Origin of the sequence: Synechococcus sp. Lug-A, assembly GCF_024345655.1 — a bacterium.
In the GTDB taxonomy this organism is placed as follows: Bacteria; Cyanobacteriota; Cyanobacteriia; order PCC-6307; family Cyanobiaceae; genus MW101C3.
The window spans coordinates 21,405-39,540 of sequence record NZ_JAGQBN010000008.1 but is presented as its reverse complement, the minus strand read 5'-3'; the positions used below and the strand labels follow the sequence as shown (position 1 = coordinate 39,540).

The window sequence follows — 18,136 nt, the reverse complement described above, 5'->3', positions numbered from 1 at the left end:
GGCGCACAGCCAATGAGAGCAACCAGCGAGAGAAGAGAGGATGCCGCCAGAACGGTGGTGGGTGGCCGCAACTGCCTGGTCATGCGTTCGCCCCAGGCTGGCGCACAACGGCTGTGGTGTCTACACCCATCGCCACTCCGTTGCGTGTTGATGGGTTGCGTGGGAATGCGATAGCGAAAGCGATCGCCTATCACAGACCCGCGTAAACCTTGTGGCACCGATGCCCACTGTGCCGATCGGAAGGATCAGATCCGTTCGCAGCTTCGGCCCGTTCGGTAAACCTTCCTGTGGTAAGCGGGATCCGGGTTAGTGACCTGCAGCTGTCGCACGGTTTCAATCGCCATGCCACCCAGGCTGCCGAAGGAGGCCAACAGGATGCGGAACCACACCAAAGCACTGGAGCTCACCGTGACCGGTGTATGGGCAACGATGGCCTGAAGAAAGAGGCTGACGGAAAGACCGAGCACGGCCCCCACAAGTCCGGCGAGAACGATGCGGCGGCCTTGCAGGGGCTCGGGAGGACAGGCCATCAGGGAGCAGCGGAGGGCAACTGGTCAGGCTTGGAAGCCTCAGCGGAGCCGAATCCCTTCAGCACCACGTAAAACACAGGCACCACGAACAGAGACAACACCGTGGCCACCGTGAGGCCACCGAACACCACGGTGCCGAGTGAGGCCTGGCTGCGGGCGCCGGCACCATTGGCCAGCACCAGGGGGAGAAAGCCAAACAGAGACGAGATGGCCGTCATCAGGATCGGCCGCAGGCGGGATTCCGCCGCGTCCCGCGCCGCCGCCATCGCCGTGGCCCCCTCAGCCATGCGCTGGTTGGCCAGATCCACGATCAGGATGCCGTTCTTGGCCGCCAGGCCGATCAGCATCACCAGGCCTACCTGGGCATAGATGTTGAGCACCTCGCCGCGGGCCGCCAGAAACGCCAGAGCGCCGAGCATGGCGGTGGGCACGGTCATCAGGATGATGATCGGATCGGTGTAGCTCTCATATTGGGCGGCCAACACCAGGTACACCACCAGGATGCCGAGAGCGAAGATCACCACAGCCAGCGCTCCGGCCTTGATCTCCTCGCGCGAGAGGCCGGTCCAGTCGAAGCCGAGCCCGTTGACCTCCATCTGCTTGAACAGGTCCTGAATGCCCGTGATCGCTTGGCCGGAGCTGCGCCCCGGCGCCGGGCTGCCTTCCACCTTGATCGAGCGGAACAGGTTGAAGTGAGGGATCACCGAAGGGCCGGTGGCAGGTTCCACCGTGAACACCTCTGCCAACGGAACGGGTTCACCCTTGAGATTGTTGACGAACAGCGAGGTGAGCTGCTGCGGCGTGGCCCGGAAAGCCTCATCCGACTGCACATAGACACGCCGGATCTTGCCCTCCTGGAAGGTGTCGTTGATGTAGGCACCACCGAAATAGAAGCTGAAGGCCTGCATCGCCTGGCCGTAATCCACCTGGAGAGCCGCCAGCTGATCGCGGTTGACACTCACCTCCAGCTGCGGAGATTCAGGGCTGAACTGGGTGAACACCCGGCCAAAATCACCGGTGGCGGTGGCCTTGGCGATCAGCTGTTGGGCTCTGGCGAAGAAATCGGGCAGGGTGAGGGCGCCGGCGCTCTGGTCGAGCATCTGGAACTCGAAACCACCGGAGGTGCCGTAGCCGGGGATCGCGGGGGGCTCCACCACGAAAATCCGAGCGCCACTGATCACCGAAAGCTTGCGGTTCAGCCTCTCCACGATCGCCTCCATGGCCTGATCGGGGTTGGGACGTACGTCCCAGTTCTTGGTACCGAAGAAGAACAGGCCCTTGTTGGGGGCATTGCCATCCAGGCTGAAGCCACTGATGAGCAAGGCGGTACTGATGTCTTTTTCGGTGCGAAGGATCTCCGCCACCTGATCGTTGATCTTGCTGGTGGTCTGAGAGGAGCTGCCATCGGGGGCCTGCACAAAACCGATCGCATAGCCCTGGTCTTCGATCGGCACGAAGCCGGAGGGGATTGAGGTGAAGGCCACTCCCGTCAGCACCACGCCCCCCACCAGCACTCCCATGATCAGAGCGCGGCGGCTGAGCACCCAGCCCAGGGCCCGCTGGTACCACGCTTCTCCGGAGGCATAGACCCGGTTGAAGCCCTTGAAGATCGGGCCGAGGAAGAAACCCACCAGCACGCCGATCGCGGTGAACACCAGCACCGTGATCGGCGCTTCCACCCGGGCCATCAGCAGCCCCACCACGGCAGCGCCGATCGTGATGGGCAGACGAAGTGGCAGCCGGGTGATCAGACTCAGCAGATAGCCCAGCAGCAGGCCCGCGACTACCACACCGATCACCAGCAGAGCCCCGCGGCCACTCACCAGCAGGCCGTAGATGAAGCCGATGGATCCGCCGGCGATCGTGTAAGCGCGGCGGCCTGGCGGATCCCCCTCCCTGGCCAGCAGCAGGGCCGAGAGCATGGGGGAAAAGGTGAGCGCATTGAAGGTGGAGATCGCCACCGAAAAGATGATCGTGGCGGCGAACTGCTGGTAGATCGTGCCGGTGGCCCCCGGGAAGAAGAGCACCGGGAGGAACACCGCAAACAGCACGAGCGACGTGGCAATCACGGCGCCGAACAGCTCGTTCATCGTGCTCTTGGCGGCCTCCAGGGCAGTCATGCCCTGCCCCTTTTTGGTGGAGGTGTCTTCGATCACGGTGATCGCGTCATCCACCACCAGGCCTGTGGCCAGCACCAGGCCGAACAGGGTGAGCTGATTGAGCGAGAAGCCCGCCACCTTCACAAACAGGAAGGTACCCACCAGCGCCACCGGAATGGCAATGCCGGGCACGAGCGTGGCTTTCCAGTTCTGGAGAAACAGGAACAGGATCAGCACCACAAGCACCACCGCATCCCGCAGCGAGTTGGTGACGCCTCTGATGGACGCGTTGATGAAATCGGTGGTGTCGTAGATCTTCTCGATCTTCATTCCCGGCGGAATCGTGAGCCGGAAGTTCTCGATCACGTTCTCCACCGCCTCTGACACCTCCAGAGCATTGCTGCCGCCCAGCTGATAAACCAGCAGGCCCACAGAAGGTGTCGCCCTGAGGTCAGTGGCATTGGCGTCGTAGCTTTCCGCCCCCAGCTCCACCCGGCCCACATCTCGCAGACGCACCAGGCCGCCCTGATCGGTGGTGCGCAGAATCAGGTTGCTGAATTCCTGGGTGCTGCGCAGGCGGCCCTGCAGTTGCACGGTGAAGGTGAACAGCTGGCCCTCCGGTGAAGGCTCGCCGCCCACCTGGCCGGCCGGCACCAGACGGCTCTGGCTGCGCAACGCGTTCACCACATCGGCCGAGCTCAGCTTGTTGGCCGCGAGCCGGTCGGGGTCGAGCCAGAGACGGAAGGCGAGCTTGCGGTTACCGGCGTAGGCAATGTTGCCCACCCCACGCACCCGTTTGAGCTCATCGATCAGGTTCTGGTCAAGCAGACCACTGATGAATTCCGTGCTGTAGGCATTGGCGGCATCCTCGCTGCCGAAGTTATAAACGAGCAGAATGGAGTTGGAGGCTTTGTTCACCAAGACCCCCGACTGCCTCACTTCCTCGGGCAACTGGGGCTGGGCTTGAGACACCCGGTTCTGCACATTCACCTGGTTGATGTCACCGTCGGTGCCACTGGCAAACGACACGGTGATGGAACTGGCCCCCGAAGCGGAGCTGGAGGAGGTGATGAACTCCATGTTCTCCACCCCGTTGATCTGCTGCTCCAGCACATTGGTGACCCCCTCCTCCACCGACACCGCATCGGCGCCGTTGTAACTGGAATTAACCGTGACGGTGGGCGGAGCAATATCAGGGAGGTTCTCGATCGGCAGCAGCGGAATCGCAATCAATCCGCCGATCACGATCAGAAGGCTGCAGACGGTGGTCAGAACCGGCCGCGTGATGAAATTGTCGGAAGCAGACATCGGCGGCTCCCTACTTCACCGTCACGGGTGTGCCGTGACGCAGGGTGAGCAGGTTGGTTGTGATCACCCGATCGTTGAGATCCACGCCCTTGAGCACCGGATAGCGGTTGTTCTGCAGCTCACCGAGCTGCACCGGCACCTGCAAGGCGAAGCTGGTGCCCGGTGGCAACTTGCGCAGCGCCTCCAGGTCGGCCCTGCCGGGGTTGCGCTCCAGATCCTGCAGGGTTCCCACCGCGAACACAAAGCTCTGACCCGACGATTGGGTGACCGCCACGAACGGCACGGAGGGCACATCGCCAGCCGCCAGCTGCACGCGGGTGCGCAGCCGCAGACCGGTGCGCAACGCGCCATTGGGATTGGGGAACTCCGCCTTCAGCAGCAACGCCTGGGTGCCGGGGGTGACGGCCGGGTCCACCGATCCCACCACGCCCCTGGCCAGCACCCGATCGCCCAGCGGCTCCTGGAGCACCACCGGCAGGCCGGGCCGCACCCGGTCGCTGAAGGCGCCCGGCACATCGATGCGGGCCATCAGCCGGTCGTTGCGCACCACCTTGGTGAAGGGCGCGCCGGCGGCGATCACATCGCCCTGCTTCACCTGCAGGTCACTGATCACCCCCCCGATCGGCGCGGTGAGGTTGTTGAAGGCGAGGTCAGCCTGTCGGGCCACCACCGCCTCGCGCGACTGGATGTATTCGGCGCGCAGCTGATCACGCTGCAGTGCGCTGGCGGCACCCTGGCGCACCAGGAACTCAAAGCGCTCGTAATTGAGCCGGTCCTTGTCGCGCTGCGCGATCAGGCTGGCCACATCGGCGCGCACCTGGGCCTGGTCGAGCACGAGCAGAAGCTGGCCCTGGCGCACCACATCGCCCTGACGCACGAACAGGCGCTCGATGCGGCCGGCGGTCTGGGCGGCCAGCTGCACCTCCTCAATCGCCTCCAGGGTGCTGATCGTGTCGACATCGTTGCTGAAGCGACCCAGCGCCACCGGCTGGGTGGACACCTGCACCTGGCGCTGCTGCGGCGCTGGCGGGCCGCTTCCACAACCCGAGAGTGCCAGCAGGGCGGCCGCCAGAGACACACCCGTTCCAACTGACATGGAGCGGAGAGGAAGAATCACGCAGCAGGCTCTGGTTGGGGGGATTCTGAAGGACCCACGCGTCAATGCACTGCGCCGGGGTGGGTCGCAGGATTGTCACCCACCGGGTCAGCATGCCGAGGATTGCGGCGAACCAGAAGGGTGTGACCGATCTGTTCGACTTCGAAGCTGCGCGCCAGCGCCAGCAGATCGCCCCGCTGGCCGACCGCATGCGGCCGCGCGGGCTTGATGACTTCGTCGGCCAGGAGGCGATCCTCGGCCCGGGGCGCCTGCTGCGCCGCGCCATCGCCGCCGACCGGGTGGGCAACCTGATCCTGCACGGGCCACCTGGTGTGGGGAAGACCACACTCGCCCGCATCATCGCCGGGACCACCCGCTCCCACTTCGCCAGCCTGAACGCGGTGCTGGCGGGGGTGAAGGAGCTGCGGGCCGAGGTGGAGGCCGCGCGTGAACGGCTGGGTCGGCACGGTCTGCGCAGCTTCCTGTTCATCGATGAGGTGCACCGCTTCAACGCTGCCCAGCAGGACGCCCTGTTGCCCTGGGTCGAGAACGGCACGATCACCCTGATCGGCGCCACCACGGAAAACCCGTTCTTCGAGGTGAACAAGGCGCTGGTGAGCCGCTCCCGCCTGTTCCGCCTGCAACCGCTCGAGCCTGGGGATCTGCGCCGCTTACTGGAGAGGGCGCTGGCGGATGTGGAGCATGGCTATGGCGGGCGGCCGATCCAGATCGAGGCCGACGCCAGCGCCCACCTGCTGGATGTGGCCGGCGGCGATGCCCGCAGCCTGCTCAATGCCCTGGAACTGGCGGTGGAAACCACAGACCCCGGCGCCGATGGGGTGATCCGCATCGATCTGGCGATCGCCGAAGAGTCGATTCAGCAGCGGGCCGTGCTCTACGACAAGCAGGGCGATGCCCACTTCGACACGATCAGTGCCTTCATCAAGTCACTGCGGGGCTCCGATCCCGATGCCGCCCTGTTCTGGCTGGCCCGCATGGTGGAGGCAGGCGAAAACCCCCGCTTCATCTTCCGCCGCATGCTGATCGCCGCCGGTGAGGACGTGGGGCTGGCGGATCCGCAGGCCGTGGTGGTGGTGGAGGCCTGCGCCGCCGCCTTCGAGCGGGTGGGCCTGCCCGAAGGGCTCTACCCCCTGGCCCAGGCGGCGCTCTACCTGGCCTCCACCGAAAAGAGCAACAGCGTGCTGGGGTTCTTCGATGCGCTCAAGAGCGTGCATGCCACCAGCCGCCAGGAGGTGCCCTCCCACCTGCGGGATGCCAACCGCGATGGCAAGGCCTTCGGCGACGGGGTGGGCTACCGCTACCCCCACGCCTACGCGGAGCACTGGGTGGCCCAGCAATATCTGCCCGGTGCCCTGCAGGGGGAGGTGTTCTGGAAGCCGGGTGCCCTGGGCTGGGAGGGAGGGCTCGGAGCGGGCCTGCAGCGGCGTCGGGCTGCCCAGCTGGCGGCCGCGGCCGAAGCCGATCTCGAGCAGGGGATCCTGCTCACCACTGGCCCGGAGGATCCGGCTCTGCAACGTTGGCTACGGCGCCAGATCGGCAGTGAGGGCCAGCGCCTCGAGCGGCTGCGGCAGCGCTTCTGGCAGGGGGTGCGGTGGCAGCGGCAGGACCGCTGCCTGGTGTTGAATGCGCGCTCGCTGCTGTGGAGCCTGGATCCGCTCGACGCCACGCCGGAAGGAGGCGTGGTGATCACGGTGGCGGCAGAGGCGGAACGGGGCCGGCTGGAGGCCCAGCTGCAGGTGCTGGATCAGCTGCGACGCCCGCGGCTGCTGTGCGTTCCCAGTGATCAGCCCGAGGCACTGATCGCGACTCTGGAGCCGGGTGAGCGCTTCGAGTGGATCGTGGGCCGCTCCCCTTTTCAGGAGCTGGGGCCGTCAGGCCTGGCGGCCTGGCTGGATCGCATCGACGAGCTGGCGGCGCCCCAGGCCCAGATCCGGTTGCTGCAGAGCCTGCCGCTGATCGGTCCAGCAGGAGCCCTCACTGAGCTGGTGCGGCAACGGCAGCGATCCATGCCCCGGGAGCTGGCCACCCTTCTGCAGCAGGCGGCTGCCTGGGAGAGCGGCGAACTGGCCAACGGCCCCGGCGCGGACGCCCTGCAACAGGGCCTTGAGGCGCGGGGCTGGCGCGTGGCAGCGGAGCAGTGGCGCGAACCGCTCAGCGTGACGCTCTCCGCCGGTTTGCGTCAGCGCTGGTTCAGCGAGGGGGCGAGCTATGGGCGCCAGCTGAGCGCCGCCCTCGGCAGCAACTCCACCGGGCGGCTGGAGCAGCTCAGCGCCGATCTGGAAGGGGCAGAGCTGGCACAGGCCTTGCAGCACACGCTGCTGGTGGCCATGAAAAAAGCCCCGGGAATCCCGGGGCGGTAAGGCTGAACCGCGAGGGTTCACCAGAGGCCGCGGATGGGCATGGGGTCGGCGGCGGCAGGGGCAACCACAGGAGCCTGGAAGTTTTGAACCTTGGCCACGGGATCGCCCATCTGGTTGGCCTGGATGCAGGCCGGCAGGAAGACGTACCAGGACAGCAGGGAGGTGCACTGGGCGGAACCTTCCTTGCACTTGCCTTCGGCGCAGATGTTCTGCTTGCCGTCGTAGGTGCCGCAGGTATCAGCCAGGCGGTAATCCACCGGCAGCGCCGCCATGATTCCGGCCGAGGAAATCTGGCCATCCTTGGCATCGGCAATGATCGCGCTGCGCAGACCCTGCACGGCGTAGGTGCTCATCGTCCAGTACGGGAAATAGCTGCGGCTCTGATTCTTGAGGAACTTCACGCCCTCATCGGAATAGAGGAAACGGGTGACGCCGACCAGGTCGACGCTGTACGACTTGGAGAGACCGTCGCGCACTTCGGCGGCCGTCCAGCCGGAAAGATTGAGGCCACCAGCCAAGCCACGGTCGGTGATTTCGCCGGTTTCAAGGAAGGTGCCGAAAGCGCCCATGGGGGTGGACCAAACGGCACCGCCGGTGTTCCAGCGCACGGGGAGGTCGTTATCAACAGCGGCGGAGGCCGGCAGGGTGGAGGCCACGAGAGCCGACCCCATCAGGAGGCCAGCGGCAAGACGCTTCAGCACGGATCAGTTCTGGAACAACAATCCGAACCTAATCAGCCCGGTTGCATCTGCCAACAACTCGTCATCGGTCGAACATGAAGACCCAAGCGCGTCAGGTGCTAGGGATGCGGCGCCTCTGCAGCGGAACCTCATCAGCGTGGGGCATGACCGGCAGGCCGCTCACCAGGGGTTCAAGACCGCACCGCCCCTGCGGTGGCGGGGCGAACGGCCGGTAGGGCCACCCAGCCGGCGGGACACAGGAGCCGGTTGTCCTGGCTGGGGAAGGCCTCGGGATCAGGCGCCGGCCGGGATCCACGGCAGACGGCACCGCGGGGGGCATTCTCGACCGCCTCCACCCGGGCAAGGTAGATCTCATCGCCACCGGTCGGGGTGAGCACCAGCTGAACCCGGTCCTGGTTGAAGACCACATCGGCCGTCATGGTGGCGGGAATCTCGATGCCGAGCACATCGAGGTAAGGGGTGAAGCCGCCCCAGAAGTAGCGGGTGATCTCCGCGCCCACGAAACGGTTCAGCAAGAGCGACACCTGTTGGCGCTGCCCGAGCAGGGCTTCCTGGGTCTCCAGCCGCGCCAACAGCCCCGCCGTGTCCGCATCGGTACGGCTGGCCAGGGGGGGGTGCAGGCGCATCTGGGTGAGGCCGGCCAGGCCGAGCGCCACCAGGATTCCGATCAGACCAAGGCGCACGACGGGGGCCATGAGCGGCCAGGAAGTGGGCGGACCCTAGCCGCCCCTAGGCTCCAGCCAGCCCAGCTTTGGACAGCTTCATGACCCTTGAGATCGGTGATCCCGCGCCCGAGTTCACCCTGCCGGATCAGGAAGGCCATCCGGTGCAGCTCTCCGCCCTGAAGGGCCAGCGCGTGGTGATCTACTTCTATCCGAAGGATGACACCCCGGGCTGCACCAAGGAAGCCTGCGGCTTCCGCGATCTGTGGAGCCAGTTCGAAGCCCATGGCATCAAGGTGCTGGGCATCAGCAAGGACGGGGCCGCCAGCCACGGCAAGTTCATCAGCAAATACGAGCTCCCCTTCACCCTGCTCACGGATGCGGAACCCTGTCCGGTGGCCACCGCCTACGAGAGCTATGGACTGAAGAAGTTCATGGGCAAGGAATACATGGGGATGATGCGCCACAGCTTCGTGGTGGCCCCCGATGGCACCCTCGAGAAGATCTACCGCAAGGTGAAAGCCGAGGAAATGGCGGAGCAGGTGCTCATCGATCTGGGCCTGAGCGCCCCAGCCGCCTGAGCCGGGCAGCGCTCAGCGCGTCCAGCGCCTCCAGCGCCAGGTCGGGCACGAGCTCGAACGGCTGACCCAGCTCCTGCAGCAGCGGGGCCAGCCGGGGGCCATCGCCGCCGGTGAGCCACAGGCCCGGCGGCGGCTCCGGATCGTGTTGCCGGCAGGCCCCGGCGATCGCATGGGCCAACCCCCACAGGCAACCGCTGGCCATGGCAGCTCCAGTGACGCTGGGCCAGAGGTCGAGGGGCATGCCCGGATCCGGCAGTCGCTCTTGCGGCAGCAGGGCCGTGGCCCCGGCCAGCGCCGCCAGCTGCAGACCGGCGCCAGCCAGCAGCCTTCCGCCCGCGAAGGCGCCGCTTCCGGCCACCCGGGTGAGGCTCAGCGCCGTGCCGGCATCGGCTACCAGCACCGCGCCACTGGTGCCATCGCTTTGGCCACCACCCCCCAGGCGCCCTTGAGGCGCCAGACGCGCCTGCTGACGCTGCCAGGCTCCCCAGCCCGCCAGAGCCCGATCGATGCCAAGCCAGGCCGGCATGCCCAGCAGGGGCACGGCATCAAGCGTGCACCTGTGCCGCAGCGGCAAGGCCAGCTCCGGCGGCAAGGGGCCCACGGCGGCCCAGGCCACCAGCAGGTCGCGGTCTGCTGGCTCCAGGCTCTGGGGCGGCCGCGTGCTCCAGCAGCGGAGGCCTGCCAGTTCATCAGGCTCCGAGGCCGGTTCGCGCCGCCCCCAGTGCCAGTGAGTGTTGCCGATCAGCAGCACCAGGCTCGCAGCGCGGCCCGGAGTGCCGCCGGCGAGCCCCACCACCTAGATGCCCTCGCCCATCACACCGGAGAGATGGATGCCGCATTCCTGATGCAGGCCACCGAACCGGGTGGCGCGGCCACTACCGTCGTCGGGGCCGCTGGAGTGCCAGTCGCCCACAGTGGAGTACCCCTGTTCGAAGAGCGGGTGCTGGGGGAGGCCGTTGTTCTGCAGGTAGTAGTAGACGTCCCGGTTGGTCCAGTTCAGCAGCGGTCGAAGCGACCAGCGGCCCCGCACCGGTTGGAGCGGCAGCATTGAGGCGCGGTGGTCAGTCTGTACGCCACGCACCCCGCTGGCCCAGCAGGCCACGCCGATCGTGTCGAACGCGCGATCGAGTGGTTCCACCTTGCGGAGGCGGTGGTACAGATCCAGATCATCGGCATCGCCTGTGGCCCACAGCCGGCCATGCAGAGCCTCCATACGGGCTGGGCTGAGCTCGGCTTGGGCCACGTGCAGATTGAGCGACAGCAGATCCGTGAGCTGCTCTGCATAGCGGTAGGTCTCGGGGGGGAGATAGCCCGTGTCGACCCAGATCACCGGCAGAGCGGGATCGTGGGCGGCGGCCATGTGCAACAGCACCGCAGACTGAATGCCAAAGCTGGTGATCACGGCGAAGCGATCCCCGAAGGTGTCCGTTCCCCAGCGCAGCTGATGCGGGGGAGTGAGGCTTTCCAGTACCGCCCCTGCGGCCTCGGCGTCGAGTGGCAGGCCCTGGCGGTCGGTGGGAAGGGTGGGGGAGATGGTGGCGGCCATGAACGCCATCATCTCCTGTGATGAAACGCTCTGGTTAGGGTTCGGGTAGCCAACGCCACAACCGAGACGCCGTACCCATGGCGGAGACCAGCGGGGACCGCACCCCCTTCCCCAATCCAGCCGAAGCCGGTGCGGGCACCACGTCCTCGTGGGAGCCCCCCCATCCGGTGGTGATCGTCGGGGGCGGCTTCGGTGGCCTCTACACGGCGCTCGCCCTGGCTGCCCGGCGTGACCCTCCGCCTGTGGTGCTGGTGGAGCCGAACGAGCGGTTCGTTTTTCTGCCGCTCCTCTACGAGCTGCTCTCCGATGAGCTGCGTGCCTGGGAGGTGGCGCCGCCCTACGCCAGCCTGCTGGCCAGCCGCGGCATCGCCTGGCTGCGCGACCGGGTGGTGAGCATCGACGCCGCCAGCGGCACCGTCACCACCGCGCAGGGCCGCTGCCTTCCCTACTCCCGGCTGGTGGTGGCCACCGGTAGCCGCAGCAATGATTTCGGCATCCCCGGCGTGCACGACCACGCCCTGCAGTTCCGCTGCCTGGCGGATGTGGAGCGCCTTCAGGCGCTGGTACAACAACTCCAGGCGCAGCAGCGCCCCCTGCAGCGTCTGGCGATCGTGGGGGCCGGGGCCAGCGGAGTGGAGCTGGCCTGCAAGCTTGCCGACCTGCTGCACGGCCACGCCGTGCTGGAACTGGTGGAGCAGGGCGCCGAGCTGTTGCCTGAGGCGCGAGCCTTCAACCGGGAGCAGGCCCGCGCCGCCCTGCTGCGCCGCGATGTGCGCCTGCGCACCCACACCCGGGTGGAAGCCGTGGAGGCGGGCGGGGTCACGCTGCGACACGAACCGGCGGGCGGGGGCGCCGCCAACACGGAGCATCTCAGCGTCGATGGCGTGGTCTGGACCGCCGGGGTGACAGCGGCGGCGCCGGCGATCACGCCCACCGCGGCCACCGACCGCCGCGGCCGTCTGCTTTGCCACCCCGATCTGTCGTTGGTGCACCATCCCCACCTGTTTGCCCTCGGCGATGTGGCCCATGCGGCCGATGCCGATGGTGAGCCCCTGGCCGGCACGGCCCAGGTGGCCTTCCAGCAGGCCGACGTGCTGGCCGACAACCTGATTCGCAGCCTGGCCGGCGAACCCACCAGCCCATTCCGTTGGAACGATCTCGGCGAGATGATCAGCCTTGGCATCGGCGAGGCCAGCCTCACCGGGCTGGGCCTCACCCTGGCCGGATCCGCCGCCTACCGCCTCCGCCAGCTCACCTACCTGGGCCGTCTGCCGGGGCTCCCCCACCAGCTGCGCGTGGCCGCCGGCTGGCTTTCCGATCTGGGCCGCCCCCTGTTCGGCGCCGGCGAACCCGCCCGCACGCCGCCGCCCCGACCCTGATCGCCGCCGCTGCCACGGACGCCTGGCCGGCCCCGAAGGGGCTGCTGCTCGATGCGATGGGCACCCTGATCGGCCTGCGGGAATCGGTGGGCACCACCTATGCCGCCGCCGCCGCCGGGCATGGAATCACGCTGAGCGCTGCCGCGATCGACCAGGTCTTTCCGGCCGTGCTGCGCCAGGCCCCGCCCCTGGCCTTTCCGGGTCTGCAACAGCAGGAACTGGAACGGGCCGAGCGGCAGTGGTGGGGCGCACGCATCGATGCTGCCCTGCAGGGCGCTGGCAGCGGCGCGCCCGCCCCTGGCGCCCTGCAGGAGGAGCTGTATCTCCGCTTTGCTGATCCTGCTTTGTGGCGGGTGCTCCCCGGGGTGGCTCCCGCGCTTGAACACTGGGCGGCCGTGGGCCTCCGGCTGGCGGTGGTGAGCAATTTCGACGGGCGTCTGAACGGGCTGCTCAGCGGGCTGGGCCTGGCGGAACATCTTCAGGCGGTGATCGTGTCCAGCGCGGCCGGGGCCGCCAAACCCGATCCCCTGCCCTTCCGGCTGGCGCTGACGGCCCTCGGCCTTGAGGCCGCTGAGGTGTGGCATGTGGGGGACAGCCCCGAGGATGCTGAAGGGGCGGCTGCCACCGGTGTGCGTTGCCTGCGGATCCAACGCCCCTGACCCGATGCACCCGCGCCGTTGAAACAAGCTGTGCTGCTGGGGCGTGTCAGCGGTCTGCGCCCCGCCCAGAAACGCCGCCTGGAGCGGCTGTCTCACCGCCGGCACCCGGAAGGGGGAGGCGCGGAACTGCTCTGCCTGCAACGGCTGGCCGCCGAGGCCCGTGAGCTGGAGCTGCCGCTGAGCCTGGTGGTGGACGGCCGCGGCCTCACCCGCCTGCTGTGGGTGGGGCCACTGGAGCAATCGGGCCGGCTGATCGAGCGACTGCCCGGCAGCGAGCGGCGCCAGGGGAGCGACCTGCGCCTGATCACCTGCGTGGGCCGCAAGCCCGGCCTGGAGCCGCTGGCCAGCGAAGCGCTGGTGGGGCTCGATCTGGAGCCGCTGGTGTGGCTGCGCTACCCCGACAAGGCCGCCGCGGGCGGGCGCTGGGCGGCAGCGTCCTACACCATCAGCCAGGAGGAGGGGCGCCCCTGGGCCCTGTACCGAGAGGCCGACCTGGCCGAGCTCTGCGAGGCCGCTGACTCGCCGTTGCCCGCGGAGGCCGCCAACGACGCCCCGGGGCCGGCGCCCCAGGCTGGGCCCGAGCGGGTGCTGTTGCTGGCCCTGATCGGTGAGGACGGTGCCGCCAGCCAGCGCGACATCGCCGAGCTCGAAGGGCTGGTGCGCAGCGCCGGCGCGCTGCCGGTGGGCTTGATCCAGCAGAAGCGCCAGCAAGCGGCGCCCCAGACGCTCTGGGGAGAAGGGAAACTGCGCGAGGCGGCCCTGGAGGCCCGCCGACTGGGAGCCACCCTGGTGGTGACCGATCGGGACCTGACGCCGGTGCAGGCCCGCAACCTGGAGCGGCTGCTGGACCTGCCGATCAGCGACCGCACCGAACTGATTCTCGACATCTTTGCCCAGCGGGCCGCCAGCGGCGCCGGGCGTCTGCAGGTGGAACTGGCCCAGCTGCGCTACCGGCTGCCGCGGCTCAGCGGCCGCGGCCAGAGCCTCTCGCGTCAGGGGGGTGGCATCGGCACCCGGGGCCCGGGGGAAACCCAGCTGGAAAAAGACCGGCGGGCCATTGCCCGACGCCTCGACCGACTGCAGCGGGAGGTTCAGCGGCTGGGGGAGCACCGGGCGCGCCTGCGCGAGGGACGCCAGGGCGTCAGGCGGCTGGCCCTGGTGGGCTACACCAATGCCGGCAAGAGCTCCCTGCTCAATGCCCTCACCCGCCCGGTGGCGGGGGAGGAGGTGCTGGCCGAGAACAAGCTGTTCGCCACCCTCGATCCCACCACGCGGCGGCTTGACCTGCCGGATGGGCAAGGGGGGCTGGTGCGGCTGTTGATCACTGACACGGTCGGCTTCATCCGCGCCCTCCCGCCGCCCCTGGTGGAGGCGTTCCGCTCGACGCTGGAGGAAACCCTCGACGCCGATCAGCTGCTGGTGGTGGTCGATCTTTCGGACCCGGCCTGGCCGCAGCAGCTCGAAGCAGTGAACGCCCTGCTCGACACCCTCGGCAGCACCGCGCCGCGTCAGATGGTGGGCAACCAGATCGACCGCTGCGACGCGCAGGCGCTGGAGCTGGCCCGCACCTTGCACCCCACCATGCTGTTTGTGTCAGCGACCGCAAACTTCGGCCTGGAGGGACTGCGTAACTGGATGATCACCCGGGTCAGCTGACCGCAGGGCTATGGCACGATCAACCATGTCTCATCCCCCCTGCCATGCCTCTTCAACTCGGTGACACCGTCCCCGATTTCACCCAGGATTCCCAGCTGGGTCCGATCAACCTCTACGACTTCGCCGGCGACAGCTGGGTCGTGCTGTTTTCCCACCCGGCTGACTACACCCCCGTGTGCACCACGGAGCTGGGTGAAGTGGCCCGCCTGCGCCCGGAGTGGGAGAAGCGCAATGTCAAGACGATTGCCCTGAGCGTTGATTCCGCCGAGAGCCACAAAGGCTGGATCGGCGACATCAATGAAACCCAGTGCACGATCGTTGATTATCCGATCCTGGCGGATGCGGACAAATCAGTGAGCGATCTGTACGGGATGATCCACCCGAAGGCGCTGAACAACCTCACCGTGCGTTCGGTGTTCATCATCGATCCCAGCAAGAAACTGCGTCTGCAGATCACCTATCCCGCCAGCACGGGCCGGAACTTCCATGAAATCCTCCGGGTGATCGATTCCCTGCAGCTCACCGATCACCACCAGGTGGCCACACCGGTGAACTGGCAGCAGGGCGACGACTGCGTCGTGGTTCCCTCGATCTCCACCGAAGACGCCCGGGCCAAGTTCCCCAAAGGCGTCACTGAGGTCAAGCCCTACCTGCGCATGACCCCCCAGCCCAACACGTGATCACACGATCGGGCTGGCAGCACGTCTCATCGTTCCGCAGTTCACCCTGGTGACAGGGATGCTGGTGATCGCCCTGAGCACCGTGGTGATGGCCAGCCCGTTCTGCTCCAGCGACGACGTGTGCTGGTGGGAAGGGTTGTTCACCGTCACCTCGGTGATCACGGTCATGCAGCTGTCGATCGTCGGTGTCGGCACCACAACCACCACATTCGCCCTGCTTCGTGCTGTGCGTGGTGGCCATGGCCCCGGTGCTTGGCCTTCGACGCCGTGAGGCTCAATGTGGGCGTCACCGCCCAGTTCAACCGCTGCGGGCAGTTGGTGCTGATGGTGGGCATGCTTGTGGGCCGGGTGGGGATTCTGCTGCTGCTCTCCTCCCTCTACCCCAACAGGACCCACAATCGTGAGGGCTATCCCCGCGAAGAGCTCCCCCTCTGATCGTCATGCGCCTTTCCCTGTGTCCCCTGCCATTGCACCGCTCATGACCCAGTGGTGGCAGTGGCAAGGTGGCAGCGACACGGTATCGAGAAGCTTCGCCGTGATCGGCGTGGGCCGCTTCGGCAGTGCCGTCTGCAAGGAGTTGCTTCGCTTCGATGCGGAGGTGCTGGCCATCGACAACTCCCAGCGGGCGATCGATGAAATGCGCCAGGTGGACCCGGCCATCGAGGCGCGGGTCGTGGACTGCACCGATGAGGAAGCGCTGCGCGCAGCTGGCGCCCTTGATGTGGGCACGGTGGTGGTGGCGATCAGTGAGCCGATCGAGGCGAGCATCACCGCCACCTTGATCGTCAAGGATGCTCCCGGCAGCCGCGTGCGCCAGGTGATCGCGCGGGCCACCAGCGATCTTCACGAAAAGATGCTCCGGCGGGTCGGCGCCGATCGGGTGGTGTTCCCCTCGAAGATGCAGGGCACCCGGCTCGGCATGGAGTTGGTGCGGCCCAACTTGCTGGAGCGGCTGCGTCTCGACGACCGCAACAGCATCGAGGAGATCAAGGTACCGACGGCGTTCGTGGGTCGCTCGTTGCGCGATCTGAACCTGCGCAAGAACCACGACGTCAGCGTGCTGGCGGCCGGTCCCCAGAACCACCTCACCGTGAACCCGCCGGCCTCCCACGTGCTCAACGAGGACGAACTGCTGGTGGTGATGGGCAGCAGCGAGGCGCTCGAGGCCCTTCCCTCCCATTGAGCCGATGAAGGTTCTGGGCCTGATGAGCGGCACAAGCGCCGATGGCATCGACGCCGTGCTGGCCAGCTTTGAAGGTCCTCGCGACCATCCCCGTTGGCGTGTCTTGCACAGCACCTCGACCCCCTACCCCGAGCAGCTGCGCTCCCAGTTGGTGGCGGTGGGTCAGGGGGAGCCACACACCGCCGCCGCGCTCTTGGATCTGGCGGAGGCGGTCACCGTCGAACAGGCGCGCGCCGCCCGCAGCTGCGATCCTGCCGGCGATGCGGAGCTGGTGGGCTGCCATGGCCAGACCCTCTGGCATCGCCCGCCCACACCCGAAGGTCGCGGTGCCAGCTGGCAACTCCTGCAGGGCCCCCTGCTGGCCCAGCTGTTGCACACGCCGGTGGTGTTTGATCTGCGCGCCCATGACCTGGCACTCGGCGGGCATGGCGCGCCACTGGTGCCAGCCGCCGATGCCGCGTTGCTGCCACGCATCGGCGGCTGGCGGGCGGTGCTCAACCTCGGTGGCATCGCCAATCTCACCTTGCTGCCGCCGGCCAGTGGCCCGGAGCGGCAGGCCCCGGTGACGGGCTGGGACTGCGGCCCGGCCAACACCCTGATCGACCTTGCGGTGGCGCAGTTCAGCGATGGCCGCCTCGGCTACGACCGCGATGGCGCCTGGGCTGCCCGCGGCAAGGTGCAGAACGCCTTGATCGCCCGTTGGCTGCAGGACGACTATTTCCACTTGCCACCGCCGAAGTCCACCGGCCGCGAACTGTTCGGCCAGGAGGATCTGCGCCGCCGCCTGCAGGAACTCGCCCTGGCAGCCGAACCCGGGAACTCAGGACTTGCCACCCAGCAGGCAGATGCACTTGCCACCCTCACCGCCTTCAGTGCGGCGGTTGTCGCTCAGGACCTGGAGCGGGGCACCCGGCCAGTGGAGCTGGTACTGGCCGGCGGCGGCGCCCACAACGGCACGCTGGTGCGTGAGCTCCGCCAGCGCTGCCGCGGCGTGATGGTGAGGCCCCTGTCGGAGCTGGGGGTGGAGCCGGCCCAGCGGGAAGCGCTGGGTTTCGCGCTGCTGGCCTGGTGGCACCACCACCGCCATCCCGGTTCCCTGCCTTCCGTCACCGGGGCCTCCCGCAGCGCAGTGCTGGGCGTGCGCGCAACTCCCACCACCTGAGCGCCCGCGACTGCCGCCGCCGCAGGCACCGGCCAGCCCAAGCCGCGGTCAACCGGCGGACCAGAAAGCCGTTCAGCTCGCCGGCCGGTAGAGCCGTAGGCGCCGCGGCGCCCCCCGCAGACGACCTGGTCCATTGCGTTGCTGCCGCTCCAGGGCTTGGCGGAACTGATCGGTGCGCAACTGGCGCTGACTGCGGGCATCGCGCGGCCGTTCCGGCGGCAGCTCGGGCGGCGGCTGATCGAGACGATCCAGGCCCTGCTGGATGAGCACCTTGGCCATGTTGCTGACCGTGCGCGACTCCGCCTCCGCCACCGCGGCGAGCCGTTCACAGAGTTCTTCAGGCAGCACCACCTGAATGCGAGGTGACTTGGGGCGGCCGCTGGCGGAGGTCTGACGGGTGGCCACGGCCCCAGGGTGCGCTTGCTCTACACACGAGTGTACAGAAGTGCACAGGGATAGTATCCAGCCGTATGCTTGTGGAGCTCTGCGCATGCGCCGCCCCCAAGCCATGAC

The 18,136-nt window shown here is 67.7% G+C and carries 18 protein-coding genes; 10 read left to right on the top strand and 8 right to left on the bottom strand.

The window, feature by feature from the left end:
- Window positions 1-245: 245 nt before the first annotated feature.
- The 3 genes from KBY86_RS07465 to KBY86_RS07455 are packed head-to-tail and all read right to left on the bottom strand — an operon-like array spanning window position 246 to window position 5,033.
- Window positions 246-530: a hypothetical protein gene (locus tag KBY86_RS07465; protein WP_255140705.1), complete on the bottom strand. Its 285-nt coding sequence runs from the start codon at window positions 528-530 to the stop codon at window positions 246-248.
- The gene (locus KBY86_RS07460) at window positions 530-3,937 is read right to left on the bottom strand and encodes an efflux RND transporter permease subunit (protein ID WP_094512492.1); all 3,408 of its coding nucleotides are present in this window, start codon (window positions 3,935-3,937) and stop codon (window positions 530-532) included. The genes KBY86_RS07465 and KBY86_RS07460 overlap by 1 nt, the downstream gene beginning before the upstream one ends.
- Before the next feature lie 10 nt (window positions 3,938-3,947).
- The gene (locus tag KBY86_RS07455) at window positions 3,948-5,033 is read right to left on the bottom strand and encodes an efflux RND transporter periplasmic adaptor subunit (RefSeq protein WP_094512488.1); all 1,086 of its coding nucleotides are present in this window, start codon (window positions 5,031-5,033) and stop codon (window positions 3,948-3,950) included.
- Window positions 5,034-5,146: 113 nt separating this feature from the next.
- On the opposite strand from KBY86_RS07455, the gene KBY86_RS07450 reads away from it, so the two are divergent.
- Complete coding sequence (locus tag KBY86_RS07450) at window positions 5,147-7,414, top strand: AAA family ATPase (protein ID WP_255140704.1); 2,268 nt, start codon at window positions 5,147-5,149, stop codon at window positions 7,412-7,414.
- A gap of 17 nt (window positions 7,415-7,431) precedes the next feature.
- Here the strand turns inward: KBY86_RS07450 and KBY86_RS07445 are convergent, their stop codons facing one another.
- Together KBY86_RS07445 and KBY86_RS07440 are read right to left on the bottom strand one after the other, a co-directional pair.
- A complete protein-coding gene (locus KBY86_RS07445; RefSeq protein WP_094512787.1) occupies window positions 7,432-8,085 on the bottom strand; it encodes an alpha/beta hydrolase in 654 nt (217 codons plus the stop codon).
- Window positions 8,086-8,285: 200 nt separating this feature from the next.
- The gene (locus KBY86_RS07440; protein WP_255140703.1) at window positions 8,286-8,810 is read right to left on the bottom strand and encodes a hypothetical protein; all 525 of its coding nucleotides are present in this window, start codon (window positions 8,808-8,810) and stop codon (window positions 8,286-8,288) included.
- Between the two features lie 68 nt (window positions 8,811-8,878).
- Here KBY86_RS07440 and bcp point away from each other — a divergent pair, with 68 nt between their 5' ends.
- A complete protein-coding gene (bcp, locus tag KBY86_RS07435; RefSeq protein WP_094512786.1) occupies window positions 8,879-9,358 on the top strand; it encodes a thioredoxin-dependent thiol peroxidase in 480 nt (159 codons plus the stop codon).
- On the opposite strand, the gene KBY86_RS07430 is transcribed toward bcp, so the two are convergent.
- Together KBY86_RS07430 and KBY86_RS07425 are read right to left on the bottom strand one after the other, a co-directional pair.
- A complete protein-coding gene (locus tag KBY86_RS07430) occupies window positions 9,324-10,154 on the bottom strand; it encodes a type III pantothenate kinase (RefSeq protein ID WP_255140702.1) in 831 nt (276 codons plus the stop codon). The genes bcp and KBY86_RS07430 overlap by 35 nt on opposite strands.
- Window positions 10,155-10,904 carry a phosphoadenylyl-sulfate reductase gene (locus KBY86_RS07425; protein ID WP_233132926.1) on the bottom strand — a complete coding sequence of 250 codons (750 nt, stop codon included), beginning with the start codon at window positions 10,902-10,904 and terminating at the stop codon, window positions 10,155-10,157.
- A gap of 77 nt (window positions 10,905-10,981) precedes the next feature.
- On the opposite strand from KBY86_RS07425, the gene KBY86_RS07420 reads away from it, so the two are divergent.
- From KBY86_RS07420 to KBY86_RS07385, 8 genes are read left to right on the top strand one after another with little or no spacing between them, the layout of a single operon-like run.
- Window positions 10,982-12,283 (top strand): NAD(P)/FAD-dependent oxidoreductase, encoded by a 1,302-nt coding sequence (locus KBY86_RS07420; RefSeq protein WP_094512472.1) that lies wholly within the window; start codon window positions 10,982-10,984, stop codon window positions 12,281-12,283.
- Window positions 12,280-12,942 (top strand): HAD-IA family hydrolase, encoded by a 663-nt coding sequence (locus KBY86_RS07415; protein WP_261346547.1) that lies wholly within the window; start codon window positions 12,280-12,282, stop codon window positions 12,940-12,942. The genes KBY86_RS07420 and KBY86_RS07415 overlap by 4 nt, the downstream gene beginning before the upstream one ends.
- 18 nt (window positions 12,943-12,960) lie before the next feature.
- A complete protein-coding gene (hflX, locus tag KBY86_RS07410; protein ID WP_255100999.1) occupies window positions 12,961-14,598 on the top strand; it encodes a GTPase HflX in 1,638 nt (545 codons plus the stop codon).
- Between the two features lie 44 nt (window positions 14,599-14,642).
- Entirely contained in the window at window positions 14,643-15,278 is a 636-nt protein-coding gene (locus tag KBY86_RS07405; RefSeq protein ID WP_094512461.1) for a peroxiredoxin, read from the top strand.
- A 58-nt stretch (window positions 15,279-15,336) separates the two neighbouring features.
- Window positions 15,337-15,549: a hypothetical protein gene (locus tag KBY86_RS07400; RefSeq protein ID WP_255140701.1), complete on the top strand. Its 213-nt coding sequence runs from the start codon at window positions 15,337-15,339 to the stop codon at window positions 15,547-15,549.
- Window positions 15,531-15,713 carry a hypothetical protein gene (locus KBY86_RS07395; RefSeq protein WP_255140700.1) on the top strand — a complete coding sequence of 61 codons (183 nt, stop codon included), beginning with the start codon at window positions 15,531-15,533 and terminating at the stop codon, window positions 15,711-15,713. Before KBY86_RS07400 ends, KBY86_RS07395 begins: the two co-directional genes overlap by 19 nt.
- A gap of 43 nt (window positions 15,714-15,756) precedes the next feature.
- Window positions 15,757-16,461 carry a TrkA family potassium uptake protein gene (locus KBY86_RS07390; RefSeq protein ID WP_255140766.1) on the top strand — a complete coding sequence of 235 codons (705 nt, stop codon included), beginning with the start codon at window positions 15,757-15,759 and terminating at the stop codon, window positions 16,459-16,461.
- A 4-nt stretch (window positions 16,462-16,465) separates the two neighbouring features.
- The gene (locus KBY86_RS07385) at window positions 16,466-17,623 is read left to right on the top strand and encodes an anhydro-N-acetylmuramic acid kinase (protein WP_255140699.1); all 1,158 of its coding nucleotides are present in this window, start codon (window positions 16,466-16,468) and stop codon (window positions 17,621-17,623) included.
- A gap of 72 nt (window positions 17,624-17,695) precedes the next feature.
- On the opposite strand, the gene KBY86_RS07380 is transcribed toward KBY86_RS07385, so the two are convergent.
- Window positions 17,696-18,028 (bottom strand): ribbon-helix-helix domain-containing protein, encoded by a 333-nt coding sequence (locus KBY86_RS07380; protein ID WP_094512444.1) that lies wholly within the window; start codon window positions 18,026-18,028, stop codon window positions 17,696-17,698.
- Window positions 18,029-18,136 lie beyond the last annotated feature (108 nt).

What these genes read in the sequence shown, in the direction of transcription:
- KBY86_RS07425 (WP_233132926.1), bottom strand. Translation starts at nt 10,904, where the DNA reads ATGGCCGCCACCATCTCCCCCACCCTTCCCACCGACCGCCAGGGCCTG.
- bcp (WP_094512786.1), top strand. Translation starts at nt 8,879, where the DNA reads ATGACCCTTGAGATCGGTGATCCCGCGCCCGAGTTCACCCTGCCGGAT.
- KBY86_RS07455 (WP_094512488.1), bottom strand. Translation starts at nt 5,033, where the DNA reads ATGTCAGTTGGAACGGGTGTGTCTCTGGCGGCCGCCCTGCTGGCACTC.
- KBY86_RS07445 (WP_094512787.1), bottom strand. Translation starts at nt 8,085, where the DNA reads ATGGGGTCGGCTCTCGTGGCCTCCACCCTGCCGGCCTCCGCCGCTGTT.
- KBY86_RS07465 (WP_255140705.1), bottom strand. Translation starts at nt 530, where the DNA reads ATGGCCTGTCCTCCCGAGCCCCTGCAAGGCCGCCGCATCGTTCTCGCC.
- KBY86_RS07420 (WP_094512472.1), top strand. Translation starts at nt 10,982, where the DNA reads ATGGCGGAGACCAGCGGGGACCGCACCCCCTTCCCCAATCCAGCCGAA.
- KBY86_RS07450 (WP_255140704.1), top strand. Translation starts at nt 5,147, where the DNA reads ATGCCGAGGATTGCGGCGAACCAGAAGGGTGTGACCGATCTGTTCGAC.
- KBY86_RS07440 (WP_255140703.1), bottom strand. Translation starts at nt 8,810, where the DNA reads ATGGCCCCCGTCGTGCGCCTTGGTCTGATCGGAATCCTGGTGGCGCTC.
- KBY86_RS07390 (WP_255140766.1), top strand. Translation starts at nt 15,757, where the DNA reads ATGACCCAGTGGTGGCAGTGGCAAGGTGGCAGCGACACGGTATCGAGA.
- KBY86_RS07385 (WP_255140699.1), top strand. Translation starts at nt 16,466, where the DNA reads ATGAAGGTTCTGGGCCTGATGAGCGGCACAAGCGCCGATGGCATCGAC.
- KBY86_RS07400 (WP_255140701.1), top strand. Translation starts at nt 15,337, where the DNA reads ATGCTGGTGATCGCCCTGAGCACCGTGGTGATGGCCAGCCCGTTCTGC.
- KBY86_RS07460 (WP_094512492.1), bottom strand. Translation starts at nt 3,937, where the DNA reads ATGTCTGCTTCCGACAATTTCATCACGCGGCCGGTTCTGACCACCGTC.
- KBY86_RS07405 (WP_094512461.1), top strand. Translation starts at nt 14,643, where the DNA reads ATGCCTCTTCAACTCGGTGACACCGTCCCCGATTTCACCCAGGATTCC.